The 26,887-nt window shown below is 39.5% G+C and carries 23 protein-coding genes; 10 read left to right on the forward strand and 13 right to left on the reverse strand.

Features of this window, described 5'->3' with window-relative positions; all coding sequences use genetic code 11:
* Positions 1-123: 123 nt before the first annotated feature.
* From LB450_RS03045 to LB450_RS03060, 4 genes are all read left to right on the forward strand, one after another.
* Positions 124-2,661, forward strand: coding sequence for a TonB-dependent receptor (locus tag LB450_RS03045; protein ID WP_224486383.1), 2,538 nt, complete (start codon positions 124-126; stop codon positions 2,659-2,661).
* 11 nt (positions 2,662-2,672) lie between these two features.
* Positions 2,673-3,803: a hypothetical protein gene (locus LB450_RS03050; protein ID WP_224486384.1), complete on the forward strand. Its 1,131-nt coding sequence runs from the start codon at positions 2,673-2,675 to the stop codon at positions 3,801-3,803.
* A gap of 117 nt (positions 3,804-3,920) precedes the next feature.
* Positions 3,921-5,060, forward strand: a complete 1,140-nt coding sequence (locus LB450_RS03055; protein ID WP_224486385.1) for an ATP-binding protein — start codon at positions 3,921-3,923, stop codon at positions 5,058-5,060.
* Position 5,061: 1 nt separating this feature from the next.
* Positions 5,062-5,796: a metallophosphoesterase gene (locus tag LB450_RS03060; protein WP_224486386.1), complete on the forward strand. Its 735-nt coding sequence runs from the start codon at positions 5,062-5,064 to the stop codon at positions 5,794-5,796.
* On the opposite strand, the gene LB450_RS03065 is transcribed toward LB450_RS03060, so the two are convergent.
* Positions 5,793-7,676, reverse strand: coding sequence for a 1-deoxy-D-xylulose-5-phosphate synthase (locus LB450_RS03065; protein WP_224486387.1), 1,884 nt, complete (start codon positions 7,674-7,676; stop codon positions 5,793-5,795). The genes LB450_RS03060 and LB450_RS03065 overlap by 4 nt on opposite strands.
* Before the next feature lie 405 nt (positions 7,677-8,081).
* Here LB450_RS03065 and LB450_RS03070 point away from each other — a divergent pair, with 405 nt between their 5' ends.
* The gene (locus LB450_RS03070) at positions 8,082-8,840 is read left to right on the forward strand and encodes an energy transducer TonB (protein ID WP_224486388.1); all 759 of its coding nucleotides are present in this window, start codon (positions 8,082-8,084) and stop codon (positions 8,838-8,840) included.
* 144 nt (positions 8,841-8,984) lie between these two features.
* On the opposite strand, the gene LB450_RS03075 is transcribed toward LB450_RS03070, so the two are convergent.
* Together LB450_RS03075 and LB450_RS03080 are read right to left on the reverse strand one after the other, a co-directional pair.
* Complete coding sequence (locus tag LB450_RS03075; protein WP_224486389.1) at positions 8,985-10,643, reverse strand: ABC transporter ATP-binding protein; 1,659 nt, start codon at positions 10,641-10,643, stop codon at positions 8,985-8,987.
* On the reverse strand, positions 10,643-11,356 hold the full coding sequence (locus LB450_RS03080) for a 3'-5' exonuclease (protein WP_224486390.1): 714 nt from the start codon (positions 11,354-11,356) through the stop codon (positions 10,643-10,645). The genes LB450_RS03075 and LB450_RS03080 overlap by 1 nt, the downstream gene beginning before the upstream one ends.
* A gap of 204 nt (positions 11,357-11,560) precedes the next feature.
* Between LB450_RS03080 and LB450_RS03085 the strand changes: the two genes are divergently transcribed.
* Positions 11,561-12,139, forward strand: a complete 579-nt coding sequence (locus LB450_RS03085) for a 30S ribosomal protein S16 (RefSeq protein ID WP_224486391.1) — start codon at positions 11,561-11,563, stop codon at positions 12,137-12,139.
* Between the two features lie 12 nt (positions 12,140-12,151).
* Entirely contained in the window at positions 12,152-12,682 is a 531-nt protein-coding gene (gene rimM / locus LB450_RS03090; protein WP_224486392.1) for a ribosome maturation factor RimM, read from the forward strand.
* Positions 12,683-12,687: 5 nt separating this feature from the next.
* Here rimM and rodA read toward each other — a convergent pair whose 3' ends face one another.
* The 10 genes from rodA to cysQ all read right to left on the reverse strand — a co-directional run bounded on the left by rodA (position 12,688) and on the right by cysQ (position 23,776).
* Positions 12,688-13,938 carry a rod shape-determining protein RodA gene (gene rodA / locus LB450_RS03095; protein ID WP_224486393.1) on the reverse strand — a complete coding sequence of 417 codons (1,251 nt, stop codon included), beginning with the start codon at positions 13,936-13,938 and terminating at the stop codon, positions 12,688-12,690.
* Between the two features lie 2 nt (positions 13,939-13,940).
* Positions 13,941-15,809 carry a penicillin-binding protein 2 gene (gene mrdA / locus LB450_RS03100; protein ID WP_224486394.1) on the reverse strand — a complete coding sequence of 623 codons (1,869 nt, stop codon included), beginning with the start codon at positions 15,807-15,809 and terminating at the stop codon, positions 13,941-13,943.
* Complete coding sequence (gene mreD, locus LB450_RS03105; RefSeq protein WP_224486395.1) at positions 15,806-16,309, reverse strand: rod shape-determining protein MreD; 504 nt, start codon at positions 16,307-16,309, stop codon at positions 15,806-15,808. The genes mrdA and mreD overlap by 4 nt, the downstream gene beginning before the upstream one ends.
* Entirely contained in the window at positions 16,310-17,134 is an 825-nt protein-coding gene (mreC, locus tag LB450_RS03110; RefSeq protein WP_224486396.1) for a rod shape-determining protein MreC, read from the reverse strand.
* A gap of 9 nt (positions 17,135-17,143) precedes the next feature.
* Positions 17,144-18,172 carry a rod shape-determining protein gene (locus LB450_RS03115; protein WP_224486397.1) on the reverse strand — a complete coding sequence of 343 codons (1,029 nt, stop codon included), beginning with the start codon at positions 18,170-18,172 and terminating at the stop codon, positions 17,144-17,146.
* Between the two features lie 34 nt (positions 18,173-18,206).
* Positions 18,207-19,739, reverse strand: coding sequence for a bifunctional phosphoribosylaminoimidazolecarboxamide formyltransferase/IMP cyclohydrolase (purH, locus tag LB450_RS03120; RefSeq protein ID WP_224486398.1), 1,533 nt, complete (start codon positions 19,737-19,739; stop codon positions 18,207-18,209).
* A gap of 424 nt (positions 19,740-20,163) precedes the next feature.
* Positions 20,164-21,420, reverse strand: a complete 1,257-nt coding sequence (locus LB450_RS03125) for a sulfate adenylyltransferase subunit 1 (protein WP_224486399.1) — start codon at positions 21,418-21,420, stop codon at positions 20,164-20,166.
* 55 nt (positions 21,421-21,475) lie between these two features.
* Positions 21,476-22,381 (reverse strand): sulfate adenylyltransferase subunit CysD, encoded by a 906-nt coding sequence (gene cysD, locus LB450_RS03130; RefSeq protein ID WP_224486400.1) that lies wholly within the window; start codon positions 22,379-22,381, stop codon positions 21,476-21,478.
* Between the two features lie 4 nt (positions 22,382-22,385).
* Positions 22,386-22,979 carry an adenylyl-sulfate kinase gene (cysC, locus tag LB450_RS03135; protein WP_224486401.1) on the reverse strand — a complete coding sequence of 198 codons (594 nt, stop codon included), beginning with the start codon at positions 22,977-22,979 and terminating at the stop codon, positions 22,386-22,388.
* Positions 22,976-23,776, reverse strand: a complete 801-nt coding sequence (gene cysQ / locus LB450_RS03140) for a 3'(2'),5'-bisphosphate nucleotidase CysQ (RefSeq protein ID WP_224486402.1) — start codon at positions 23,774-23,776, stop codon at positions 22,976-22,978. Before cysQ ends, cysC begins: the two co-directional genes overlap by 4 nt.
* 251 nt (positions 23,777-24,027) lie before the next feature.
* On the opposite strand from cysQ, the gene LB450_RS03145 reads away from it, so the two are divergent.
* From LB450_RS03145 to LB450_RS03155, 3 genes are all read left to right on the forward strand, one after another.
* Positions 24,028-24,756, forward strand: a complete 729-nt coding sequence (locus tag LB450_RS03145) for a DUF547 domain-containing protein (RefSeq protein ID WP_224486403.1) — start codon at positions 24,028-24,030, stop codon at positions 24,754-24,756.
* 5 nt (positions 24,757-24,761) lie between these two features.
* Complete coding sequence (locus tag LB450_RS03150) at positions 24,762-25,469, forward strand: TIGR04283 family arsenosugar biosynthesis glycosyltransferase (protein ID WP_224486404.1); 708 nt, start codon at positions 24,762-24,764, stop codon at positions 25,467-25,469.
* Between the two features lie 78 nt (positions 25,470-25,547).
* The gene (locus tag LB450_RS03155) at positions 25,548-26,852 is read left to right on the forward strand and encodes an NAD(P)/FAD-dependent oxidoreductase (protein ID WP_224486405.1); all 1,305 of its coding nucleotides are present in this window, start codon (positions 25,548-25,550) and stop codon (positions 26,850-26,852) included.
* The last annotated feature ends 35 nt before the right edge of the window (positions 26,853-26,887 follow it).

Consider the following 26,887-nt stretch of genomic DNA (forward strand, 5'->3'; position numbering starts at 1 on the left):
ACCTGCTAATTCAGCTTTAGATAAACTTTCTTTTTTTCCCAATACTTTCTTAACCTTGTCTTAATATTAGAACTTATTATCTGTGTTTCTTTGCATCAAAATATAAACAAAAAACATTTTCAAATGAAAAAAATGCTACTTGGCTTATTCTTAATTATGGGAGTAAGTATTTATGCGCAAAACACTGTAACTGGAACAGTTTTAGACGGTAACATGGGATCTCCATTACCTGGAGCCAATGTTATTGTAGACGGCACTAGTAACGGTACAACAACCAATTTTGATGGTGAGTTTACTTTGAATGTCAACGCTACATCAGGTAAATTAAAAGTTTCTTATGTTGGTTTTAAGTCAACTACCGTTGAGTTTAACATCGTCAATGGAAGTCAGGTTGACATTGGTGAAATCACGCTAGAAGAAGACGATAACGCACTTGAAGAAATTGTAATTACAACGTATTCATTGGCAATCGATCGTCAGACTCCTGTAGCAGTTTCTACTTTAAAGTCTAAAGAAATCGAAACTCAGATAAGTAGCCAGGAATTTCCAGAGATTTTAAAATCTACTCCAGGGGTGTATGTCACCAAACAAGGTGGAGGTTACGGAGATGCTAATCTAAGATTAAGAGGTTTCAATTCTGAAAACATTGCTGTGATGATTAACGGTGTTCCTGTTAATGACATGGAAAATGGACGTGTGTACTGGTCTAACTGGGCTGGTTTATCGGATGTGACTCGTTTTATGCAGGTTCAGAGAGGTTTGGGTGCTTCTAAGGTTGCTGTCCCTTCTATCGGAGGAACGATCAACATTGTGACAAAAACTACAGATGCCGAAGAAGGAGGAAACTTTTTTGCGACGACTGGTAACGATGGCTACCAGAAATTTGGTGGTACAGTTTCGACTGGACGTATGGACAATGGCTGGGCAGCTACAATTTCAGCTTCCAAAACAACGGGTAATGGTTTTGTTGATGGAACCTGGTTTGAGGGCTACTCTTACTTTATAAATGTAGCTAAAGATTTAGGCGAAGATCATCAACTCTCTTTTACAGCTTTTGGTGCGCCACAAAAACACGGTCAACGCCAAAACAGAGAATTAATCAGAACTTTCCAAAGAAGTGAAAGAGAAATCAAATTCAACCGTGACTGGGGTTACAAAGATGGTCAGGTTACTAGTGTTGAGGACAACTTTTACCACAAGCCTCAAATGTCTTTAAATCACTATTGGGATATCAGTGATAAAACACAATTATCTACTGCGGTTTATGCCTCGTTTGGTACTGGTGGTGGCGGAGGTTTCTCTGGTGTCAATAAATTTGGTTTAGATTCTGATTACAGAGATGGCTTTGCTCAACCTGTCAACTTTGATAAGATCGTAGATGAGAATGTTGCACAGGGCGCTTTAGGATCTGAGACGATTTTGAGAGATTCAAGAAACGACCACTCTTGGTTTGGTGGCTTGTCTACGTTAACGACAGACTTAACCGATGATATCAAATTATTAGCAGGTCTTGACCTTAGATATTATGAGGGAAAACACTTCCAGGAAGTAAAAGATTTATTAGGAGGTCAGTTTTATTTTGATGACTCTAACATAAACAACCCGGTAAATACTGCTGAAGTTGGAGATAAAATCAACTACTGGAATGATGGAATCGTGCTTTGGGAAGGTGGCTTCGTACAGGCTGAGTACTCAACTAACGAACTATCAGCATTTATTTCTCTAGCAGCTTCAAACACGTCTTATAAGCGTATTGATTATTTCAATTACGCAGATTCTGACCCAGAACGAGAAACTGACTTTCAAAACTTTTTTGGATATTCAGCAAAAGGGGGAGCCAACTTCAATATAGACGACAATCAAAACGTTTTTGCTAACATTGGTTATTTTGAAAGAGCACCGTTCTTCAGAGCAGCATTCTTAAATTTTAGAAATGACATCAATGAAGGTGCGGAAAACCAAAAAATATTTAGTGCAGAACTTGGCTATGGTTTCAGATCAAGCAAATTTTCCGGAAACTTAAATATTTACCATACACGTTGGAATGATAGAACTTTAACTCAAGGTTTCCAAAACCAGGACGGTACGTTTGGTTCAGCAAACATTTTGGGTGTAAATGCAATCCATCAGGGTATTGAATTGGATTTTAGATATAAGGCCACCAATCGTTTAACATTCACAGGTATGGTGTCTTTAGGAGACTGGACCTGGGATAACAATGTAACTGATGTTCAAATCTTTGATGATGAACAAAATCTGGTAAGAACTATTGATCTTTATATCGAAGATTTAAAAGTGGGTGATGCTGCTCAAACAACCTTTGCTTTAGGTTCTCGATACGAAGTGTTTCCTGGAACAAACGTTCGTTTAGATTACAATTTTGCAGGAGACTTCTACGCAGATTTTGATCCAAACTCAAGAACTACGCCAGATGCACCACAGTCCTGGAAGGCGCCAGAATTTGGTCTTTTCGATTTCGGCTTAACGCATAACTATAAAATAGGTACATTAAACGGTACTATTATCGGAAATGTCAATAACTTATTTAACACTGAATATATTGCTGATGCAAGAAACGGCGCTACTGCAACTGCTTCAGACGCTCTTGTATGGTACGGTTTTGGTAGAACTTATACAATCGGAACTAAAATTAACTTTTAAAACAAATTAAAATGAAAAAAATATCTCTCTTAGCAGGCTTATTTTTTAGCTTATTCATCATAAGCTGTGAGCCAGTAGAAGACATTGAAAACGAAATCAATGCTGAACTTGACAGCGAGCCTGTTGTTGGTGCTGTGGACTACACATTAGTCGAAGAAGATTATACAGATGTTCTGGACCGTAGATTTCCTAATTTTGATAATACAGACCAGGCCAAAGAACTTGTTCCTGTCTTACTTGACGACATGTTCCCATTCTGGGGAAAGGGTTCTCAGGCATTAGTGACTTACGATTTATATTCACCACAGTTAAGAGTTAGAGACGAAACCACAAGGTATGAGTTGTCCAGAGAAGAATACGATCCCTATTCAAGATATGGCAACTTTGATGATTACTCTGATATCAAAGATTTCTTAAGCACTAAGTACCCTGATGCTGCAGATGACGATCTCGTTTTATTGACCTTCAAGTTTTATGATGGTTCTGTAAATACATGGACTCAGGGCTTCATATTTGACGGTTCAAAGTGGAATGAAACCATGAGAGTAACAGATGCTCAGTATGAAGAAATGGGGCACGGTAGATTCTATAATTTCAATAGTCAGGATCAGGCTGAAACTAAACTTCAAATTCTACTTAACAACTCTGTTTTTTATGAGGAAGAGATAGTGGAAGGTACAGTTAAAAACATCCTTTACAAGTACTACGATGGCAATGTTAATTTCCAGTTTGCTAATTACATTTATAAAGACAACACGTGGACTTTATTGACTAACGTAGTTCCAGAAACGCTTCAGTTCGGTCATGATGGTGATACCTGGGTTCCGGATAATACTATTAAGTATGAATTAACTGCAGATGATTTCAACTTAATAGCTAATGCTTTATCAAGTCAGTACCCTGGCCCAACATCAAGTGCAGGTAACTACGGTAACTTCGACCGTAGACCGGGCAACTCTAATTTCTGGAGTGATGAGATGATCTTGGAAGCGATGAATGTTGTATTAGAGAGCAAAAATCCTGATGCTGAAAATGGGCAGAAGTATGTCATTACTTATGCTATTTATAACGGTACTTCTGGTACAGAAACCGTTTACTTAATCAAGGAAGAGGGAAGCTGGATCTACAATCCGGATGCCTAATATAAATTCAAGCTTATTTTTTAAACGAGACTCATTTTGGGTCTCGTTTTTTTTTACAATTAATTCAAACTTGTCTGAAGTTAAGTTGAGTTTTTTCTTGTAATTTTAGCCAAATCTATGATTAACAAGCGCCTTCTTATCAAAAACCTTCTCGCCCATAGTGGCGAGAATAGTTTCTACGACAAGAAACTACGTGTAGATATTGGTTCTAAAGAGGGTAAGGCCAAATTCTTAAAACACGTTTGCTCCCTTTCCAACACCAACCCAGAAAGCAATGGTTACATCGTTATAGGGGTTGAAGATGAAAACAACCGCATTGTTGGGGTAGACTTTTTCGATGACAGTAAGATTCAAAATCTGGTCAATGCCTATCTGGAGAATCCACCCGTTGTTTCTTACGAGAATATCCAGTTTCCACACTTGCCAGAAGACAAGGTGGTGGGATTAGTATCCATACGACCCAAAAGAGACAACAGCATTTGTGCGTTGAGAAAGAACATCTGGAAGTACTGGGGAGGAACTGTTTTTATGCGGGAAGGCAGCATAAGCAAACCCAAGGTGTTTGACATTGAAATAAAAGATATCAATTCTGAAATTGTCGCTGCTATAGAACAAAACTCTCAGAATAATATTGAATTAACCCTGGATGGCTTTCATGATTTCATTTTGAAAAGCAGGGATTTCAATCCCAAATACAAAGTCTTTAAAGAATACTTTGTACTATGCTGGGCAGCTAAACCGAAATCAGTAGGAGACAAAACCTTTTATTCCAGAGTCAATATCCAATTGATTAACGAGCAGGTCAAGCTCTTTTATTCCGATCTTGATGAAGTCGAAATCCAGTACGATGATGATAAATTCGAAATTTTAGAATACGTACAATTAGGACTTCAAAATAAGTTTAAGTACTATCCTTTAGAAAAAGTGTCGATTCAGTTTAAAGACAATATGCATTACGACATCGAATCGCAACTGGTCTTTCAGCCACCGCAATTCGATCAAAAAACGCTGAGACACTATCTTAACCATAACGATAGTTTATTGAAAAAGCTTAAAAAGAAGTTAGCCCTGAATTCAGCAGAAAAAAAAGAACTGGTCAATATGTCCACGATATACCTCATCGCCTATCTTAATGGCTTCGAGAGTTCCCTGGAAAAGCTGGAGGAAGCCAAACCTTTACTGAAACAGATTCAGAAAAAAGCCTATGAACGGCTAAAAGACAATATGAGAATTTTACGAAAAATAAAATACAATTAAGATGAGCAGAACATTAGCAATTGGTGATATACACGGAGGTTTTCGCGCTTTGGAACAGGTTTTGGAACGTGCAGAAGTAACAAAGGATGACCAGTTGATTTTCCTTGGCGATTATGTTGATGGATGGAGCGGAACCCCCGAGTTGCTGTCGTATCTCATTCAGCTTAAAGAAGAACAGGAATGCATGTTTATAAGAGGCAATCACGACGATTTAGTACTGGACTGGTTTCGCACCGGCGAGTCCAATCCCAAATGGCTGGAACACGGTGGGAAAAGTACGATGAAAGCTTATAAAGAAGTGAGTTCAACTGTTAAGAGTCTGCATCGTCAGTTTTTGGAAAATCTGACGAACTATCATATCGATAAGCAAAACCGACTGTTTTTACACGCTGGATTTGCCAATCTGCATGGACCCGCAGCAGAGTTTTATCCCAACACCGTGTATTGGGACAGATCGCTTTGGGAAATGGTGAAAGCCATGGACAAGTCACTTTCTCCTGAGGATGATTTTTATCCAACCAGGCTAAAGCTATTCAACGAAATCTATATCGGTCACACACCGACCACCCGCATGGGAAAGACCGAGCCGGTAAACTTAGCCAACGTTTGGAACATCGATACTGGCGCTGCCTTTAAAGGGCCTGTCAGCCTTATTGATGTCGATACTAAAAAAGTCTGGCAAAGCGATGCTGTGTATGAATTGTATCCCGATGAATCAGGTCGAAATCAGGATTAGTGAAGAATTGAAAGAATCTTTTCTTTAATTTTTTCTGAAGAAATGCCTGCGATTTCATATAATTCTTGAGTGTCACCGTGTTCAATAAACTGGTCTGGAATCCCTAGTTTGTGTATTTTACCGGTGTAGTTTCGAGTTTGAGCAAATTCTAAAACCCCATCGCCAAAGCCACCTTTTACAGTGCCATCTTCAATGGTGATGATATGACTGAATTTTTCAAATATGGACTGAAGCAGGTCTTCATCCAGAGGTTTCAAAAAACGCAAATCGTAATGAGCTATGCTGAACCCGCCTGCATGATTCAGTCGGGCAGGCCCGCCTGCATGATCCAGTCGGGCAGGCTTGCCTGCATGATTCAGTCGGGCAGGCTTGCCTGCATGATTCAGTCGGGCAGGCCTGCTACCGATAGCTTCAATGCTTTTAGAGACATTGCCTGATATACTTCCCAGGCTTAAGACAGCCAGTTCTTCGCCTTCTAAAAGGCATCTTCCCTTGCCTATGTCCAGCTTTTCGAAAGGCATTTTCCAATCTTTAATTTCTCCGCGTCCTCTCGGATAACGGATCGCCATCGGCTGTTGTAAATCCTGAGTGGCAGTATAAAGAAGTTGTCTCAGTTCTATAGCATCTGCCGGAGCAGCGACGATTAAATTAGGAATACAGCGCAAAAATGCCAGATCAAACACGCCGTGGTGAGTGGCGCCGTCATTGCCTACCAGTCCGGCTCGGTCAATGCAAAACACAACTGGCAGGTTTTGTATAGCCACATCATGGATCACCTGGTCGTAGGCGCGTTGCAGAAAGGTGGAATAAATAGCACAAAAGACTTTATGGCCCTGAGTGGCCATACCCGCCGCAAGCGTGACGGCGTGCTGTTCGGCAATGCCAACATCAAACGCACGGTCTGGAAATTCGCCCATCATGTATTTTAGCGAACTTCCGGTGGGCATGGCAGGCGTAATGCCAACGATAGCCTCATCTTTTCGAGCCAGTTCCAGTAAAGTCAGGCCAAACACATCCTGAAACTTGGGAGCTAAGTCTTTGTTGTTTTTTGGAATGACCTCGCCTGTGAATTTATCAAACTTTCCGGGGGCATGGTATTTCACCTGATCCTCCTCCGCCTGTTTTAAACCCTTGCCTTTTTTGGTAATGACATGCAGAAGTTTTGGGCCTTTTTTGGTTTTCAGCTTCTCGAATGCTTTTAAAAGTTCAGGTAAATCGTGCCCGTCGATGGGGCCTTCGTAGTGAAAGTTAAGCGCTTCAATGATATTATCCTGAGTCGGTTTTTTACCGATTTTAGCTTTGGTCAGATAGGTTTTAAGAGCGCCAACGCTGGGGTCAATGCCGATGGCATTATCGTTGAGCACAATCAAAAGGTTAGCTTTGGTCACTCCGGCATGATTCAGGCCTTCAAACGCCATCCCGGAGGCTATGGAGGCATCACCAATCACAGCGATGTGTTGTTTGTTGAAATCGCCTTTCAACTGAGAAGAAATAGCCATGCCCAATGCAGCTGAGATGGAGGTGGAGCTGTGACCGGTACCAAAGGTGTCGTAGATGCTTTCTTCACGTTTTGGAAAACCAGAGATGCCGTTAAGCTTTCTGTTGGTTTCAAAACTATCCCGTCGACCGGTTAAGATTTTATGACCGTAAGCCTGGTGGCCTACGTCCCAGACCAGCAGGTCTTTTGGAGTTTCAAAGCAGTAGTGAAGGGCAATGGTGAGTTCCACCACGCCCAGGCTGGCACCCAGATGGCCTTCCTTGGTCGAAACGATGTCTATGATAAACTCCCTTAGCTCCCGGGCTAATTGCTGCAACTGTTGAGTTTCAAGCTCACGTAAGTCTTCCGGAGAATTTATGTTGGAAAGCAAATCTAAAGTCATGAGACAAAGTTACCAATAGTCTGTGAGTTTTTGAGCGATGAGAGAGAAGTAAAAGTAAGTAAATTTAAAATCTATAGTCTGTGAGTCTTTGAGTTTTTGAGTGATGAGAGGTGAGTGAATTATGCGTCATACTAAAGCTGTTTTATTGATCTAAAGAAATTTGTTAAGCATAACCATTGGCTAACTTATTAAGATTTTTTTAATGTCATCACCCTTCGATTACACTCAGGACAGGCAGAGGAACGGAGGTCACGAAGAGGACACAAGGTACTACTCACGAATTGAAATCAGCAGGTTTAAAATTTGCTGTCTTTACATTGAAACTATTTTAAGCAGACCTGATTTCTGTCATAAATTTAAAATTGAGTTTTTCTTAAATTAGTAACAGTTCTAATGCCTAGGATCATGAAAATTAAAAAGTATCCCAAAAAAGACCTTTCCAAGTATAGTCTTATTTTTTTTCAAATAGGTCTTATCATATCCCTTTCGTTCTCACTTATAATGATAGAACGTAAAACTTACAGAAATGAACACACCGAAACAGAAGTCTTATATCTCAATTTAATAGAAAAAGAATCTGCACCTATAACAGAAATAAAAAATACTCCACCACCTCCACCTCCAGCCCCGCCGGCGCCTGTTCCTGAGGTCATTAGGATTGTTGATAATGATTTAGACATACAGGAGGTAAACATAAAATCTACAGAAACCAATCAAAATGAGAGTGTTAACGTAAAAACAACTCAAAAAACAGGTGAAATTGTGAGCGTGGGAGAAGTGGAAGATGTAGAAGAGGTGATAGAAGACGTGCCTTTTTCAGTGATTGAAACCGTGCCGGTGTTTCCTGGGTGTGAGGGTCTGAAAAGCAATGAAGAAAGAAAAGAATGCATGAACCGGAAAGTAAATGAATTTATGCATGAAAAATTTGACATGGACATTGCAAGCGATTTAAAACTCAGCGGAACACATCGTGTATTCATAGGCTTCAAGATCGATCATACAGGATCTATCGTTGACATTGCGGCCAGGGCACCTCACCCAAAATTAGAGTCTGAAGGTATAAGAGTTGTTAAAATGCTACCTGACATGAAGCCTGGCGAACAACGTGGTCGACCGGTGGGTGTATTATTCTCTTTATCTGTGATTATTAAAATAATTGATTGAATCCTATTTTATTAAAGCCTGACTTCTTCAATTGTTGTTTATCAGGTTTCGGAGGTAGGGCTGTGGTTTTTTATTACCCTTAGATCATATCAGGACAGACTTGGGCCAAGAGATACAAAAGCTCGCGGAGTAATTTCATTTAAGTCAAATCCCATTAGGAATCGCTTCAATAAGTTGTTTTGTGTAGGCTTTTTTAGGATGAGCATAGACCGCATCAGCTTCGCCACGTTCTACAATTTTACCCTGATGCATCACCAAAAGTTGATCTGCCATATACTTGACGACCGCCAGATCGTGAGAAATAAAGATATAGGTGAATCCAAAATCAGATTTGAGTTCGTTGAGCAAGTTTAAGACCTGGGCCTGTACCGAAATATCCAAAGCCGACACCGACTCATCACAAATGATCAGTTTAGGTTCCACGGCAATGGTTCTGGCAATGCCGATACGTTGACGCTGCCCCCCGCTAAATTCATGGGGATACCTGTCGAAATGCTCTTCAGACAGCCCCACGCGTTTCAAAATCTGTATGGTTTTTTCCCGTCTTGATGCTGCATTGCCATACAGGCCATGCACCTTCATGGGTTCCATAATGGTTTTGCCTACCGAAAGTCGTGGATTTAAACTCGAAAACGGATCCTGAAAAATCAACTGAATGTCTTTTCTGAGGTGTCTTAAGGCTTCGCCTTTCAGTTTGGTAATGGACTTGCCCCGGTACAAAATATCGCCTTCGGTGGGGTCATCAAGCCTCAAAACAGCATTGCCTAGAGTCGATTTTCCGCAACCGGATTCACCAACCAGACCCAAAGTTTCGCCTTTGTAAATTTTAAAACTTACATCGTCTACAGCATTTATTTTTTCAGCTTTTTCAAACCAGCCAGCATTCGAAATAAAGGTTTTTCTGACGTTTCTGACTTCAAGCAAAGGGGGTCTGGAGTAAATGAGTTCATGTCTTTTTTTTCTCTCTTCTGAAGTTTCTATGGAAGAGTTTGGAACCTCCTGCATATAATCTTTAACTGTAGGCAAAGCTTTAAGACGATGTTTGGTAGAAGGTTTGGAAGCTAAAAGTGCCTTGGTATATTGATGTCTGGCGTTTTTGAAAATAGTGACCACATCGTTCTGTTCCACAATCTCACCTTTGTACATCACCGCCACTCGATCTGCTAATTCTGAGACTAAAGCCAGATCATGGGAAATGAAGATGATACTCATCTCTGTTTCCTGCTGTAAGGATTTGAGCAGTTTCAAAATTTCCTTCTGAACCGTGACGTCTAAAGCTGTGGTAGGTTCGTCTGCAATCAGGATTTTGGGTTTGCAGGCAATCGCCATGGCAATCATGACGCGTTGCTTTTGCCCGCCACTGATTTGGTGAGGATAACTCTTGAAGATGGCTTCTGGTCTGGGCAATTTTACTTTTTCAAAAAGGCTTAAGACTTCTTGTTTTACCTGCGCTTTAGAGAGGTTTTTATGCCGAATCAACACTTCTTCCACTTGTTTTCCGCAGCGCATCGACGGATTTAGCGAACTCATAGGCTCCTGAAAAATCATCGAAATGTCATTGCCTCGAATTTTTTGGAACTGCTGTTCACTAAAATTTGTGAGTTCCTGGTCTTGAAACAAAATCGAACCCTCTACTCTAGCTTTTGGACCGAGTAAGCCTAAAATGGACAATGTCGACACCGATTTCCCAGAGCCGGATTCACCTACAATGCCCAGAATTTGGTTGGGTTGCAGATCAAAACTGACGTTCTTGATGACGTGTTCTTCTCCAAAATATATGTTGAGATTACTAACTTTAAGCATTAAACAGAGATAAGTTCATGATCTTCCAAAAGGTCTTCCTGGCGAAGTTTTAAAATCACCTGCGCAACTGCAATAACGTCTTTTTCGCAGTAGGTCACAATCCTAGCTATGTCTTTTTCTTTGTAATATACGTCTCTCACTTGGCTGCCGTCGATGTCATCCTTTGGAGAGGGAATATTGAAAAGTTCGGTGAGTAACTTTAATGAGGTATAGTGTTTATAATCCCCGAATTTCCATAGTTCCAGCGTGTCCAGGTGCGGAATTTCCCAGGGTTTTTTACCATAAAACTGAAGCTTTTCCGGCAGTGAAATCCCGTGAATCAGCATGCGTCTGGCGATGTAGGGAAAATCAAATTCCTTGGCATTGTGCCCGCACATCAGGTGATGGGGTAAGCTGAAATAATCTTCAACCAGAATCTTGAAACGTTTTAATAAGTCGTTTTCTTCACCAAAAAAGCTGGTGGTTCTGAATTTGCGTTCGTTGCCCTTAAAATTAAAATACCCCACCGAAATGCATACGATCTTTCCGAATTCTGCCCAGATGCCGGCACGCTCGTAAAATTCCTCAGCTGTAAACTCTTCTTTCCGCTGGTACTGCGTTTTATCGGCATACAGCTTTTGTTTCGCGGGAGTTAAGTCCTCAAAATCCTCCTGTTCAGGAACGGTTTCTATGTCCAGAAAGAGGATGTGTTCCAGGTTGAGTTTATGTAGCATGCTTCAGAGGTGTTTTTTAAGATAACTAAATTAGTTATTTTAGAAGGAATTTGAATTCAATTTGACAAGTAAAAGACTACTCAAAACAACTTCAAAAGAGATTGTAATTATCTTAAAGTCAAAGTTCTGTAATTCAAAAAATAAACTTACTTTTGCACCTCATTATTAATAACAGGAGTCGGGAACTCCAAAATTTAATTTTTTATGCCAGTTAAAATAAGATTACAAAGACACGGTAAGAAAGGAAAACCTTTTTACTGGATCGTCGCTGCAGATGTTCGTTCAAAAAGAGATGGTAAATACCTTGAAAAATTAGGAATTTACAATCCTGTAACTCAGCCTGCAACTATTGAGCTAGACATTGATTCGTCTGTGAAATGGTTAAGAAACGGTGCACAACCAACCGACACTGCAAAACGTATTTTATCTTACAAAGGCGCTTTGATGAAAAAACACCTGCTAGCGGGCGTTGACAAAGGAGCCTTGACAGAAGAAGAAGCAGAGAAGAAATTCGAAGCCTGGATGTCTGAAAAAGAAGATAAAATATCTACTGCTGAAGAAAAAGCTGCTAAAGCTAAAGATGCAGAAAAGCAAAAAGCATTGGAAGCCGAAAGAGAAGTGAATGCTAAGCGTGAAGCTGAAGCAAAAGCTGCTCAGGAAGAGGAAGAAGCTAAAGCTAAAGAAGAAGCAGATGCAAAAGCTGCTGCAGCTGCAGAAGCTGAGGCAGAAGCAGAAACTCCTGCTGAAGAAGAATCTTCTGAAGAAACTAAAAAAGAGGACTAATAATTTAGTGCGATGACAAAAGACCAGTGTTATTATTTAGGTCACATCGTGAGTAAATTTAGTTTTAAGGGTGAGTTGCAAATCAAATTAGATACCGACGAACCTGAACTCTATGAAAACCTGGAATCAATTTTTGTGGATTACCGCAATAAATTGATTCCTTTTTTTGTGGAAAAATCTAACTTACAAAAAAGCAACCTGCTTCGTGTTAAGCTTGAAGAAGTGGACGAAGAGGCAGATGCAGATGACCTGCTCAAAAGAGATGTTTACTTGCCTTTATCTCAACTCCCCAAATTGGGCCCTGATCAATTTTACTATCATGAGATTATAGGTTTTAAAGCTGTGGATGAAGTTCATGGTGAGATAGGCTCGATTAAATTTGTCAATGACCAAAGCATGCAGGCGCTTTTCTTTATCGATTTTAATGGCAGAGAAATCATTATTCCTGTACACGATAAGTTTATTCAAAAAATTGACAAGGAAGAACAAGTGATTTATTTCAAAACTCCGGAAGGCTTAATCGATATGTATCTGGAAGATTAGAGTTTCTAATCCAGACTTTTTCGTTTAGCATCCAGCTTTAAAAAAATAAGTACCAGAATCAAAAATCCCCATAATCCTGAACCCCCATAACTAAAGAATGGTAAAGGAATTCCTACTGTTGGGAAAAGGCCAATAACCATGGCTATATTTACGAAAAAATGAACAAAAATCACGGATAAAACAGAGTAACCGTAAACTCTGCTAAATTGACTTTTTTGGCGTTCTGCTAAGTGAAACAATCTTAAAATAAGCATGGAAAACAAGAGGATAACTATACTTGTACCCATAAATCCCCATTCTTCACCAACGGTGCTAAAAATATAATCTGTGTGCTGTTCTGGAACAAATCGGCCTTGAGTTTGTGAGCCTTTTAGCCAGCCTTTACCTGACCAGCCCCCGCTACCAATAGCAACTTCGCTTTGGTAAAGATTGAAAGCAGAACCTTTAATGTCGTTGGTTTCTCCAATGAGAACATCAAATCTATCTTTTTGGTGAGGTAATAAAACAGAATTAAGGATAAAATTTACAGAATACGAAAAGCCAAGTGCAAAAATTAAGGTTAAGGCATACCGCCACAATTTGGGTTTTTTCTTTCTATTGAAAAGATAGATAATAACAAATACAGCAACAAAAACCGGAGCAAAAATGCTAAACCCAAATTTAAGCGTGAGTATAAAAATAGCGGCAGCAAGGAATCCAAAGCTAATATAAAAATGAGGTAAGCCTTCCCTGTATAGGGGAATCATAAAAGCCAAATAAATGACCGCACTTCCGGCATCAGGCTGAAGCATGATAAGAGCTAATGGTATGCCAATAATCGCGAAACCTTTGAGTTGAGAGGTGAACCTGGACAAATCGTTATCCATTTCACTAATGTATTTTGCTAATGCCAGTGCTACTGCGGTTTTTACAAACTCGGCTGGTTGAATACTGAAAGCACCGAAAGAATACCATGCCGTTTGCCCTGCAATAGTTTTACCGAAGAGAAAAAGCCCTATAAGGGACAGGAGGGCAAAAATATAAATGACATTCGCAAACCTTTTGAAGAATTTACTATCCATTGCAAGAATTACACTACTAATGACAAGCCCTAAAATAATCCACATCAGCTGTTTGCCGTAGATTTTGGATAAATCAAAAATATTTTCTTCAAGACTTATGAAGGTAGTTGAGTAGATATTAACCCACCCAAATCCTATAAGTACAGTTATGATAAGGATTGTAAGCCAATCGATTTGCAGTAAAGTTTTGGGCATTTTTACTGGTTAATTTTAAAAGGTTCTCCGGAATATGGTTTGGCGTATTCATCTTCCAAAGTATTGCTAAGAATCCATTTTTCCAAGTCTTTTCTTTCGATTTTGTCTTTCAGGTATTTCTCTATCATAAGACTAGAGATTCTGCCAGCGTACCTGGACCCCCAGTAACCATTTTCTACAAAAACGGCTAAGGCAATCTTTGGATTCTCTTTGGGGGCGAAGGCTACAAAAATAGAGTGATCTGTAAGCTGCATTCTTTCGCCGTCTACAACCGTGTAATTTTCGGAAGTTCCTGTTTTTCCACAAACTTCAATGCCTGGAACTCTTAGGTAAGAAGCTGTTCCATAATTGAACACGTCATGCATACCTTGTATGATAGGCTCGAAGTGCTCTTTGTCTATGGTTGTGACCTGCTTGGTTGTATATTTTTCGTCATCTATAGGTGAGCCAGCAACAGACTTGATGATATGAGGTCTGTAAAACCAGCCTTTGTTAGCAATGGCCGCAGTCGCATTGGCCAGTTGAACAGGTGTTGTAAGCACTTCACCCTGCCCAATGGCATTGGAGAGTGTTGCACTTGCATACCACTTATAAGTAGGGTAGTTATAGGCTCTGTTATAATAATCTGAATCTGGTAACAGACCAGGGCTACCTACGGGTAAGTCATAGCCCAAATAATCTCCAAGGCCAAAACTGGCCATATGTTTTTGCCATACATCTATGCCTTTTTGAGGCGTGTCGTACTTTTCAATTGTTCTTCTATAGATCTGAGCAAAATACGCATTACAGGAATGAGCGATGCCCGTTACCATTTCGACTGGGCTTGGATGATTGTGACACCCCATTCTAGCTCCTCTTCCGTAAGAATAACCACCATAGCAGTTGAAACTTTCTTTCAGCCCTACAACACCTTCCTGCAAGGCAACGAGTCCGGTTAAGGCCTTAAATGGTGAACCTGGAGCATAAGTGGCTTGTAGTGCACGATTATAAAGGGGTTTACTAATACTGTCATACCACAATCGGGTGAAGTTTCGAGAACGTTTTCTACCCACCAGTAAATCCGGATCGTAAGAGGGTGCTGTTACCAAGCTCAAAATTTCCCCTGTACTTGGTTCTATGGCTACAATACCTCCGCGTTTTCCCTGTAATAAAAGTTCTCCGTAAGCTTGAAGCTCCGCATCAATTGTAAGGTGCAGGTCACTTCCTTTTTGAGAAAGCGTATCGAATTTACCTTCTTTAAAGGGTTTAATATTCTTATTATGAATATCTCGTAGGTAATGCTTTACACCTCTTTCCCCTCTCAAGACTTTTTCGTATTGCTCTTCAACACCTTGTTTTCCTTTTAAATCACCAGATTGGTAATATGAGTTTTGAGATATTTCTCCTTGTCCAACTTCGGCAATGTATCCCAGAATATTGGAGCTGTGGTCTACATTATAATCCCTTAATGACCTCTTCTGAATGTAAAAACCTTCGTATTTGTGCATACGCTCCTGTAAATATGCATATTCTTTTTTAGTGAGTTGAGGTGTAATTAAAGAGGCTAGTCTTGGGGAGTAGCGCCAGGCTTTCTGTAATTGTGTTTCGAGCCGTTCTGGAGTAAGTTTCAAAAGGCTGGCTAATTCCAGAGTGTCAAATTCTTTAATCTCCAGGGGCACTGCCATCACATCATAGGCTGGCTGGTTTCCAACCATTAGCTTCCCATTTCTGTCGTATATATAACCTCTCTGTGGATAGTCGTAAACTTTACGGACAGATATATTTGTGGAGACCTCATCGTAATTTTCATTTAGGACTTGCAAATAAAACAGACGAATCAGAAAAAGGAAAGCAGTAAAACTCACTAAGAGGATAGGTAATAATTTTCTCATTTACGGTTCTTTCGAATTAAGTTTAAAGTAATCATTATCAGTATAATACTAAAAATTGAAGAATAAACAATTTTTTCTAAAAGATATAGTAAATGATTAACACTAAAGATTTCTAAAGAGAAAAGAACAACATGATGTATGATTACCATGAAGCTAACGTAGACCAATCTAGATCTAAACGGGGCATCATAAAATTTTAAAGTTTGGTAGTCGTAGCTCAAGCCAAATGCATTTCTTAAGAACAAGGGCCTCAGGTAAGCAATGACTAAAGTTGCAGCGGCATGGATACCACCACTGTCTTCAAAAATATCTATGCATATTCCCAGAACAAAAGCAAGCAAAAGCTTCTGGATAGAATTAATATTAAAAGGTAGAAGGATGATAAGTAAGGGGTAAATGTAGGGATTGATATAGCCGAAAACTTCAAAATGATTCAAGATCATTACTTGAACCAAGATGAGCAAAACAAACCTGATACTATTTATAAAATAGGTTTTCATCTAAGGCTGGGAGGGATTTAATAATTCGTAAGCTTCTTCTTTTCTGGTATCCTCGATGACATAAATGTGTTTCAAATTTGTCATATCATTGAATAGCTTCACAGAAATAGTATAATAACCAAGATTTTCATTCAGTTCAAAATCATTTATTATGCCTATGGGGACGTCTTCAGGAAAAATTAAAGAACGACCTCCAGTGGTTATTGTGTCTCCCAGATTTACTGGTGCAGATCTTGGAACATCTACCAAACTCATGATATTAGGATCTTTTCCGTCCCAGGTCAGGGTTCCGAAATGATTGGTTTTTTTGAGTTTAGCATTGATGGATGTGTTGGTGTTTAGAATTGAAATGACCCTGGAAAACTCTTTACTTGTATCTATCACAATACCGATGATGCCCTTGCTGGTAATAACGCCCAGATCTTCTTTAATACTGTCATTGGTTCCGCCTTCAATTAGAAGGTAATTATCGATCTTATCGTAATAGTTCGAGATCACTTTAGCTTTTTGAATTCGGTATAAAGTATCAGTGATGTAATCTAATGTTGGCTGCAAGGTATCTTCAGCCAAAGTTGTATTCAAAAGCCTTTTTCTTAAGGTTTTATTTTCTTCTAAAAGAATTTCATTTTGAGTTTTCAGACTAAAGTATTGATACACACTTTCAGAAGTGCCCAACACATTTCCAGAGATAAAATTAGCAGAGGAAACCAGTTTGCTGTTGTGGTAAGTATGTGCCTGAAAAGTGAGTCCTAAGGCAATCGTCGTGAGAATAATAAACACCAAACCTGTCTTATTTTTAATAAGAAATAAAATGATTTGCTGCATAACTTAGGTCTATTTTAGGAGGACAGCTTTATATCTTTCTAAATCCTTTAGGGTTATTCCTGTTCCTCTTACAATGGCTCTCAAAGGATCCTCGGCTATGTAAACAGGTAAGTCTGTTTTTTGGGATAAACGCTTGTCCAGGCCCCTTAGCATAGATCCTCCGCCAGCAAGGTAAATACCTGTATTGTAAATATCTGCTGCCAATTCTGGAGGGGTTTGAGATAAGGTTTCCATAACAGCATCTTCAATTCTTAGGATAGATTTATCCAGTGCTTTAGCGATTTCTCTAAATGAAATTTCAACTTGTTTAGGTTTCCCGGTCAATAAATCTCGCCCTTGAACCCTCATGTCTTCTGGAGCAGTTTCCAAATCTTCGGTAGCTGAACCAATTTGTATTTTAATTTTCTCGGCAGTGCGTTCCCCTATAAATAGGTTGTGCTGAGTTCGCATAAAATATATAATATCGTTGGTGAATACATCACCAGCAATCTTTACAGATTTATCACAAACAATACCGCCAAGAGCAATCACAGCAATTTCTGTAGTACCTCCACCTATATCTACAATCATGTTTCCTTTGGGCTGCATAATGTCAACCCCTATACCAATCGCTGCTGCCATAGGTTCATGGATAAGATAAACTTCTTTGCCATTAACACGTTCTGCAGAATCTTTTACGGCTCGCATTTCTACTTCGGTAATGCCGCTTGGAATACAAATCACCATACGAAGTGAAGGCGTAAAAAGACGTTTTTTAAGCGCAGGTATTTCTTTAATGAACATACTTATCATCTGTTCACTGGCATCAAAATCTGCAATGACACCATCTTTAAGCGGACGAACAGTTTTGATGTTCTCATGCGTTTTCCCCTGCATCATAGCAGCTTCTTTTCCTACCGCTATAATTTTTCCTGTTAATCGATTTCGGGCGACTATAGAAGGACTGTCTACAACTACTTTATCATTGTGAATAATAAGTGTATTAGCCGTTCCTAAATCTATGGCTATATCTTCGGTAAGAAAATCAAAAAATCCCATGTGTTTATAATTTGAAGAGGATAAAGTTAATTAATTAATGCTTAAAATGGCGTGTTCCGGTCATTACCATAGAAATATTATTTTCGTTGCAATAATCGATGCTCAATTCATCTTTAATAGATCCTCCTGGTTGGATGACAGAAGTAATCCCTGCATTGCCGGCAATCTCTACGCAATCTGGAAAAGGGAAGAAAGCATCGCTTGCCATGACTGAATCCCTTAAGTCAAATTTGAAGTTCAAAGCCTTTTCAATAGCATGGTTTAAGGCGTCTACCCTGGAAGTTTGCCCTGTGCCACTTGCCAGCAATTGTTTGTCTTTGGCCAGAACTATAGTGTTGGACTTGGTATGTTTACATATTTTGGAAGCAAATAATAAGTCTTCTACCTGAGCCTCATTAGGCGATAAGTTTGTTGCTGTTTTCAAATCCTCTACAGCATCTGTTTTGGCATCTCTATCCTGAACCAAAACGCCATTGAGGCAAGTTCTGACTATTTTATCTGAAAATTGAAACACGTTTTGAACCAAAATAATTCTGTTTTTCTTTTTCGTGAGGATTTCTAAAGCTTCATCGGTGTAGCTTGGTGCAATCACGACCTCACAAAAGAGATTATGAATTTCTTCAGCAGTGGCTTTGTCTAGTTCTGAGTTTGAAATCAAAATTCCTCCAAAAGCAGAAACGGGATCTCCAGCTAAAGCATCTACATAAGCCTGGTGAATGTTATTTCTTTGGGCCAAACCACAGGCGTTGTTGTGTTTTAAAATGGCGAAAGTTGGAGCTTCCTGGTAAAATTCTGACATCAAATTCACAGCAGCATCTACATCCAACAAGTTATTATAAGACAATTCTTTGCCGTGAAGTTTATTGAAAACCTTGTCAAAATCACCAAAGAAAAAGCCCTGTTGATGAGGGTTTTCACCGTAGCGCAATGCTTTGCCTTTATCAAAACTTTGTTTGTGACTACGGATAGCTTCAGTAGTATTAAAATAATTGAATATCGCTGTGTCGTAATGCGAAGAAACCTGAAAGGCTTTGGCTGCGAAATTCTTTCTTTGTGAAAGACTTACAACGCCCTTGTTTTCTTTTAGCATCTCTTCAAAAGAAGCGTAATCTGCTCTTGAAGAAATGCAAAGCACGTCTTTAAAGTTCTTGGCAGCAGCACGAATCAAAGAAATTCCTCCAATATCTATTTTTTCAATAATATCCTGCTCATTAGCTCCTGAAGCAACAGTGTCTTCAAAAGGATATAAATCGACAATAACCAGATCAATTTGAGGAATATCGTAAGCCTTTAATTCTTCCTGATCCTGAGTATGATCAGCCCGGTTTAAAATTCCACCAAAAACTTTAGGGTGAAGCGTTTTAACACGACCTCCAAGAATAGATGGATATGAGGTAATATCTTCAACAGGAATAACGTTTATTCCAAGATCAGTGATGAACTTTTCAGTACCACCTGTAGAGTATATTTCGACACCTAACTGGTTTAAAATTTTGACAATGGGTTTCAAACCTTCTTTGTGATATACCGATATTAAAGCAGATTTTATTCCTTTTGCTTGAGCCATTTTAAGATTATTTTTAGATGTTGCAAAAGTAGGACTTTGTTGAGGAATATTTAATTGTTGGCTCTCAATTATTTATAAAAAAAAACAGCCCTGAAAAACAAGAAGTGTTATCATGCTGAACGTGTTTCAGCATCTAGCTTCACTAAAAAAACCTGTCTTGGTATAAGACAGGTTAAGGTGGTAAACCTCACTTAGACCCCACAGTCCCGAAAGCTTTGGGGACTGTGGGGTCTATTTTGAGACTAGTCTTTTTTCTTTCGAAACTTTAGGATTAGTCAAAGAAAAAAAGATTAAAATTAATTATTCAAAAATGTTCAGCTTGCATTAAAAAATAGAGGAAACTATTGGGGTTTACTAAAAACCTAACTTTAGCAACCACTCGACTAGTTCATTATAAACTCAAGTGACGAGTTTATATCCTGGTCTATACGATCATCCCCGCAGCCACGGTTTCCTTGGTAGACTCATCTATCAGGATAATACTGCCTGTATTTCTGTTATCTCTGTAACTATCCAGCATCAAGCGATGAGACGTTTTTAGTTTTACTCGAGCAATGTCATTCATCTTTAAATCTTTATCGGCTTCATTTCTTTTGAAAGTGTTGACGTCCATTTTGTAAACAATGTCTTTAATCACTGCTTTTTGCTCGTTGGACGTATGCATGATTGTGTATTTTGCTCTTGGCTTTACAGGAGAATTGTTCAACCAGCACAGCATCACATCGAATTCCTGAGATAGCTCTGGCTGATTGTTCACTTTCACAATCATATCCCCTCGACTAATGTCGATATCATCTTCCAGAGTCATAGCGGCAGACATGGGAGCGAAAGCTTCTTCAACTTCCTTTTCTCCAACATTGATACTTTTAATTTTAGACGTAAATCCGGAGGGTAGGACAGCTATTTCATCGCCTACTCGGTAAATTCCACTAGCAATCCTTCCAGCGTAACCTCTGTAATCTTCGAAGCCTTTTCGTTGTGGTCTCAAAACCGTCTGTACAGGAAATCTCGCATCTATTTTGTTGATATCACTGCTGATGTGTAGGGTTTCCAACTCGTGTAGCATTGGTGAACCCTGGAACCAAGACATATTTTGTGATCGATTCACCACATTATCACCATCCAACGCACTAATGGGAATATAACGCACATCTTTAATCAACAATTTTGAAGAAAACTCTTCAAATTGCTCCACAATAGTGTTGAAGGTGTCTTCAGAATAGTCTACCAAATCCATTTTATTAATGCACACAATAATATGGGGAATATTCAATAATGAAGCGATGAACGTATGTCTTTTGGTTTGTTCTATCACGCCATGTCTGGCATCTATAAGAACAACGGCCGCATTTGCTGTAGAAGCTCCAGTCACCATGTTTCTGGTGTATTGAATGTGACCTGGCGTGTCGGCGATGATGAATTTACGTTTTGGTGTGGTAAAGTACCTGTAGGCGACATCTATGGTAATGCCTTGTTCTCGCTCGTCCTTGAGACCATCTGTAAACATGGCAAGGTCAACACCTTCAATGCCTTTTTGCTTGCTTGAATTTTCTACAGCAGCGAGCTGGTCTTCAAAAATGGATTTGGAATCGTAAAGCAATCTTCCAATAAGCGTGCTTTTTCCATCGTCTACGCTACCAGCGGTAGTAAATCTTAGCAGTTGATTTTTATCTATTTTCATCGTATGAGTCAGTTTTGTAATCAGAATTATAATGTTGTTTCAAGAAATAATCGGTTTAGAAGTAACCGTCTTTTTTACGGTCTTCCATGGCGGTTTCAGAACGTTTGTCATCGCTTCGGTTACCGCGTTCGGTTTCTCTCATGGTAGAGACTTCTTCCACAATTTTCTCCATGGTATCCGCATCAGACTCTATTCCGCCGGTAATGGTGATGTCTCCAAGTGTTCTAAAACGAATTTTCTTAGTGACGATTTCTTCCTTAGGTTCCAGAACCAAATAGTCTGAATTGGGAATCCAGGATCCATTTCTCTTCACCACTTCACGTTCGTGAGCCAGGTACAAGGACGGGATTTCAATGTTTTCCTTGGTGAGGTAATTCCACACATCCATTTCGGTCCAGTTGCTTATAGGAAAAGCTCTAAAATGCTCTCCTTCAAAGTATTTTCCGTTGAGCAGATTCCAAAGTTCTGGACGTTGGTTTTTGGGATCCCATTGTCCAAACTCATCTCTATGCGAGAAGAAACGTTCTTTGGCTCTTGCTTTTTCTTCATCTCTACGACCCCCACCAATGGCACAGTCAATTTTATGTTCTTCGATAGTGTCGAGAAGAGTGGTGATTTGTAAAGCGTTTCTGGTTGCATTCTTACCTTTTTCTTCAGCTACTCTACCTGTATCAATCGATTTTTGAACCGAACCTACAATCAAATTGACGCCAAGTTTTTCGACGATATCATCCCTAAATTGAATGGCTTCAGGGAAATTATGTCCTGTATCCACGTGCATTAAGGCGAACGGAATTTTAGCTGGATGAAAGGCTTTTTTGGCTAAATGCGTGACCAGTATTGAATCTTTTCCTCCAGAAAATAAAATAACCGGATTTTGAAATTGAGCCCATACTTCTCTCAAAATAAAGATGGCTTCAGATTCTAATTCTTCTAGATAATTTAAATAATACGTGCTCATGAAGTTATATTCTATGGGTTTCTTCTAAATAATTTATAATGATTTGGACAGCTTCATCCACTTCAGTAGTTTCAGTTTCGATATGAATTTCAGGGGTTTTGGGGGCCTCGTAAGGCGCATCGATTCCTGTAAAATTTTTGATTTCTCCGGCTCTTGCTTTTTTATAAAGTCCCTTAACATCGCGACGCTCGCATTCTTCGAGAGAGGTGTCTACAAAAACCTCGATGATATCCTTTTCTCCAACGATTCGTTTTACCTGTTCACGGTCAGAAATTAAGGGAGACACAAAAGCAGCTATGGTAGCGACTCCGGCATCTACAAATAATTTAGCGACTTCAGCAATACGTCTTAAGTTTTCCAGCCGGTCTTCTTTGGTAAACCCCAGTCCTTTATTGATGCCGCTTCTGATGTTATCACCATCTAAAGCATAAGTGGTGATGCCTTTGTAAAACAATTCTTCTTCTACTTTATTGGCGATGGTTGACTTTCCGGAGCCAGATAAGCCCGTAAACCAAAGCACGAAAGACTCGTGCCCGTTCACTTTATTTCTATGCGATCTCGCTATGTCGTAATCGTGGATGACTATATTTTCGCTCATAATTCTGTTTTTACGTGAAAGTAGCCGTTCAGTAAGTTCTCCCGATTGTAGAGCATTTCCTGGTTGGTGTCCAGGCTTATCACTTCCAGGCCTACAGCTTTACAAATAGCTTGCCCAGCGGCGGTATCCCATTCCATAGTTGGCGCATAACGCGGATAGACATCCGCCTGACCTTCTGCAACCAAACAGAATTTTAAGGAACTTCCTTTGGAAACGATTTCTACTGGTTTTTGATGTTTTTTCTTTAAGGCTTCAACATGATCCAGCGTGTCCTGGTTCATGTGAGATCGACTTCCTACCACTCTCAACGGATTTGAATTTTTGCTGGGTTCCAGAGGTTTTGCCGCTTTCAACAGATCGGTTACACTGTAATTTCCTTCAAGAACTTCAACTTTAAACGCTTGTCCAGTTTCAACATCACCCACATAAAGCAAGCGCTGGGCTGGAACATAGATAACTCCAAACACCGGTTTTTGCTGATCTATCAAAGCTATGTTGACGGTGAATTCTCCGTTTTTCTTTACAAATTCTTTGGTACCATCCAGCGGATCTACAATCCAGCAATGTGTCCAGGATTTCCTTTCAGCATAATCGGTTTGTTTATTTTCTTCGCTTATGATAGGGATGGAAGTCGTCTCTAAATAGGACATGATCACTGCATTCGCATTTTTGTCGGCTTGGGTGAGTGGAGACGCATCGTCTTTGTATTCCACATCAAAATCCTGCTGGTAGATGTCCATGATGGCATCTCCAGCTTTTATAGAAGCTTCAATAGCTTTGAGGTAATTTTCGTGCATTAATTTTTAGATTGATCGTTCAGAATTCATTTCATTCAAACTCACTTTAAGTCTTGTTTCCAGGGATTTAGCTAATTTTAAATAAAACAATTTTCAAAAGTATATAATTTCTACCAATTTAGTAGACTATTCAAATTGGAATCAAATTATTTCTGTGTTAAATTTATTCTGAATTTGATGAAAGTTGGATTGATAATTGACGACTTATAATGAAATTCGTATTCTCGATTGTCTTACATAAATGAAAACCTATGAGAATTTTCCGCCAGATCATTTTAGTCTCCTCGTTGATATTAGGAACAAATCCACTGCAGGCTCAGGATATTCATCAGCACCAGCAATGGAATCAACTACTTGAAACCTATGTGGATGCTGATGGGAATGTCAATTACAAAGCTTTGAAGCAAAACGAAAAGAGACTGGATGCTTATTTGAGCTTGCTCAATGAAAACCCACCAGATAAGTCGTGGACCCAAGCTCAAAAAAAAGCGTATCTCATCAACGCTTATAATGCTTATACTGTCAAGTTGATCATCGACAATTATCCCCTGGAAAGCATACGAGACATCGGCGGATTTTTTAGTAATCCATTCAGTACAGAGTTTGCAAAAATTGGCCGGAAAGCTTATTCTTTGGATGATATTGAAAAAGGAATGCTGTTGAAAATGGGAGATCCCAGAGTGCATTTCGCGGTGAACTGTGCTTCAGAATCCTGTCCAAAGTTGGCTGATGAAGCATATGTAGCGTCCAAATTGGATGAACAACTGAATGCTGCGGCCAGATCTTTTGTAAATTCAAATAAAAATAAATTATCCAGGACGGACGTTGAACTGTCCAAGATTTTTAAATGGTATGCCTCCGATTTTGAAACCGATGGAAATTCTGTCATCAAATTTATCAACTCTTATTCTGATGAAAACATCAGTGAAAATGCCTCTGTTAGTTATTTGTCATATTCCTGGAAGTTGAACGAAATGTAAACTGAATGATTAGTATTATCATCCCTGTGTATAATGAAGCTGAAATTATTGAAGCCAACCTGCAACAAATTCAGAAGAAAATAAGCGCCTCTTCATGGGTGGGTGAAATCCTGGTCATCGATGGAGGGAGTGATGATCATACGATTGAAAAAGCTAGAGCTGTAAGAGGTATCCAGGTTTACGTAAGCCCCAAAGGACGACCAAGACAGATGAATTTTGGAGCAAAACAAGCTACAGGTGAAATTTTGTATTTCCTTCATATCGACTCTTTTCCGCCTCAAAATTTTGATGAAATGATTGTCAATTCTATCAAAAACGGACACGAGGCGGGTTGTTTTCAAATGAAATTCAGAAGCAATCACCTCTGGTTGAAATTTATAAGTTGGCTGACAAAGTTTAGAGCCAGATCGTGCAGAGGAGGAGATCAAAGTCTGTTTGTCACCAAATCGCTTTTCGAAAATATTGGGGGTTATGATGAAGACTTCCTGATTTATGAGGACCATGAAATCTTAAAACCCATTTATGAACACACCCGTTTTGATGTGATTCCACAGTGGATTTTAACCTCTGCCAGGCGCTTTGAGGAGAAAGGTATTCTAAAATTACAACTTCTGTTTTGGGGGATTTATTTTAAAAAATGGCTCGGGGCTTCTTCAGAAGAACTTTACAGGTTTTATGAAAAGCATATTAATAATACACCGACTAAAGCCTGAGATTGCTTTACTTTTGAATAAACTTTAGTAATTTCAGCACTAAACAACCGACTAGTGTATAATTAAAACCTGAAGAGTTTGAAACAAGAACATATTGTTATCATAGGGAATGGTATTTCAGGAGTGACTTTGGCGCGACATATCCGTAAACAATCCGATAAGCGCATCACGCTGATTTCTTCTGAAAGTGAGCATTTTTTCTCACGTACAGCCTTGATGTACGTGTATATGGGTCATATGAAGTGGAATCATTTGAAACCTTATGAAGATAAATTCTGGAAGAAAAACAGACTGGAGTTGAAACAAGCTCATGTGGAGCATGTTGATGTAAAACAGAAACAGCTAAAACTGGACTCCGGAGAAGAATTTTCCTATGATAAACTAGTGATTGCCTGTGGGTCTAAGCCAAATAAATTTGGTTGGCCAGGTCAGGATTCCAAAGGCGTGATTGGACTTGTGAGTAAGCAGGATCTCGAACAGCTTGAGCATTACGCACCCAATAATAAAGCTTGCAAACGCGCAGTAATTATAGGTGGAGGCTTAATTGGTGTTGAGCTAGCAGAAATGCTTTCGACCAGAAACATCCCTGTCACTTTCCTGGTTCGAGAAGAGCATTTCTGGAGTAATGTTATACCCGATGAAGAGGCCCGGCTGTTAGAACGGCATATTAAAGAACATGGTATCGATTTGAGACTAGATGTCAATCTTGACGAAATCCTAAGTGATGACAACGGAAAGGTGAAAGCTGTGAGAATTCAGGAAACCGGGGAGGTCATAAACTGCGATTTAGTAGGCCTTACCGCTGGTGTTTCTCCAAACACAGATTTTCTAAAGTCCAGTACAATTGAATTAAATCGCGGCGTATTAGTCAATCGAATGCTGGAAACCAGCGAACCAGATGTCTATGCGATTGGCGACTGTGCTGAGCAACGTGAGCCTATTGGAAATAGGCCCCCGATTGAAGCCGTGTGGTATACAGGCCGAATGATGGGAGAAACTCTGGCACAGACCTTATGTGGAAATCCCATGACCTATAAGCCTGGACACTGGTTCAATTCTGCCAAATTTTTTGATATTGAATACCAGACTTACGGCTGGGTTTTCCATATACCCAAGGATGGACATTCCGATTTTTACTGGGAAGCTGAGGATGGTAAAAAATGTATTCATATCCATTTTGAAGAGGACTCAAAGATTTTTAAAGGCATCAATACTTTTGGCATCCGATTAAGACACGAGGTGTTTGACCATTGGTTGACGCAGGAAGCGACCGTAGATGAGGTGATTAAGAACTTAAAGTTAGCCAATTTTGATCCGGAGTTTTTTGAACAGCATGAAAATGAGATACTTGATGCCTATAAAAAACAGGAAGTTAATGTTTGAATGTCGAAATCAGACCTCACAGTCCCCAAAGCTTT

This window comes from Psychroflexus curvus, assembly GCF_020164585.1.
GTDB classification, from domain to species: domain Bacteria; phylum Bacteroidota; class Bacteroidia; order Flavobacteriales; family Flavobacteriaceae; genus Psychroflexus; species Psychroflexus curvus.

What these genes read in the sequence shown, in the direction of transcription:
- LB450_RS03045 (WP_224486383.1), top strand. Translation starts at nt 124, where the DNA reads ATGAAAAAAATGCTACTTGGCTTATTCTTAATTATGGGAGTAAGTATT.
- LB450_RS03050 (WP_224486384.1), top strand. Translation starts at nt 2,673, where the DNA reads ATGAAAAAAATATCTCTCTTAGCAGGCTTATTTTTTAGCTTATTCATC.
- LB450_RS03055 (WP_224486385.1), top strand. Translation starts at nt 3,921, where the DNA reads ATGATTAACAAGCGCCTTCTTATCAAAAACCTTCTCGCCCATAGTGGC.
- LB450_RS03060 (WP_224486386.1), top strand. Translation starts at nt 5,062, where the DNA reads ATGAGCAGAACATTAGCAATTGGTGATATACACGGAGGTTTTCGCGCT.
- LB450_RS03065 (WP_224486387.1), bottom strand. Translation starts at nt 7,676, where the DNA reads ATGACTTTAGATTTGCTTTCCAACATAAATTCTCCGGAAGACTTACGT.
- LB450_RS03070 (WP_224486388.1), top strand. Translation starts at nt 8,082, where the DNA reads ATGAAAATTAAAAAGTATCCCAAAAAAGACCTTTCCAAGTATAGTCTT.
- LB450_RS03075 (WP_224486389.1), bottom strand. Translation starts at nt 10,643, where the DNA reads ATGCTTAAAGTTAGTAATCTCAACATATATTTTGGAGAAGAACACGTC.
- LB450_RS03080 (WP_224486390.1), bottom strand. Translation starts at nt 11,356, where the DNA reads ATGCTACATAAACTCAACCTGGAACACATCCTCTTTCTGGACATAGAA.
- LB450_RS03085 (WP_224486391.1), top strand. Translation starts at nt 11,561, where the DNA reads ATGCCAGTTAAAATAAGATTACAAAGACACGGTAAGAAAGGAAAACCT.
- rimM (WP_224486392.1), top strand. Translation starts at nt 12,152, where the DNA reads ATGACAAAAGACCAGTGTTATTATTTAGGTCACATCGTGAGTAAATTT.
- rodA (WP_224486393.1), bottom strand. Translation starts at nt 13,938, where the DNA reads ATGCCCAAAACTTTACTGCAAATCGATTGGCTTACAATCCTTATCATA.
- mrdA (WP_224486394.1), bottom strand. Translation starts at nt 15,809, where the DNA reads ATGAGAAAATTATTACCTATCCTCTTAGTGAGTTTTACTGCTTTCCTT.
- mreD (WP_224486395.1), bottom strand. Translation starts at nt 16,309, where the DNA reads ATGAAAACCTATTTTATAAATAGTATCAGGTTTGTTTTGCTCATCTTG.
- mreC (WP_224486396.1), bottom strand. Translation starts at nt 17,134, where the DNA reads ATGCAGCAAATCATTTTATTTCTTATTAAAAATAAGACAGGTTTGGTG.
- LB450_RS03115 (WP_224486397.1), bottom strand. Translation starts at nt 18,172, where the DNA reads ATGGGATTTTTTGATTTTCTTACCGAAGATATAGCCATAGATTTAGGA.
- purH (WP_224486398.1), bottom strand. Translation starts at nt 19,739, where the DNA reads ATGGCTCAAGCAAAAGGAATAAAATCTGCTTTAATATCGGTATATCAC.
- LB450_RS03125 (WP_224486399.1), bottom strand. Translation starts at nt 21,420, where the DNA reads ATGAAAATAGATAAAAATCAACTGCTAAGATTTACTACCGCTGGTAGC.
- cysD (WP_224486400.1), bottom strand. Translation starts at nt 22,381, where the DNA reads ATGAGCACGTATTATTTAAATTATCTAGAAGAATTAGAATCTGAAGCC.
- cysC (WP_224486401.1), bottom strand. Translation starts at nt 22,979, where the DNA reads ATGAGCGAAAATATAGTCATCCACGATTACGACATAGCGAGATCGCAT.
- cysQ (WP_224486402.1), bottom strand. Translation starts at nt 23,776, where the DNA reads ATGCACGAAAATTACCTCAAAGCTATTGAAGCTTCTATAAAAGCTGGA.
- LB450_RS03145 (WP_224486403.1), top strand. Translation starts at nt 24,028, where the DNA reads ATGAGAATTTTCCGCCAGATCATTTTAGTCTCCTCGTTGATATTAGGA.
- LB450_RS03150 (WP_224486404.1), top strand. Translation starts at nt 24,762, where the DNA reads ATGATTAGTATTATCATCCCTGTGTATAATGAAGCTGAAATTATTGAA.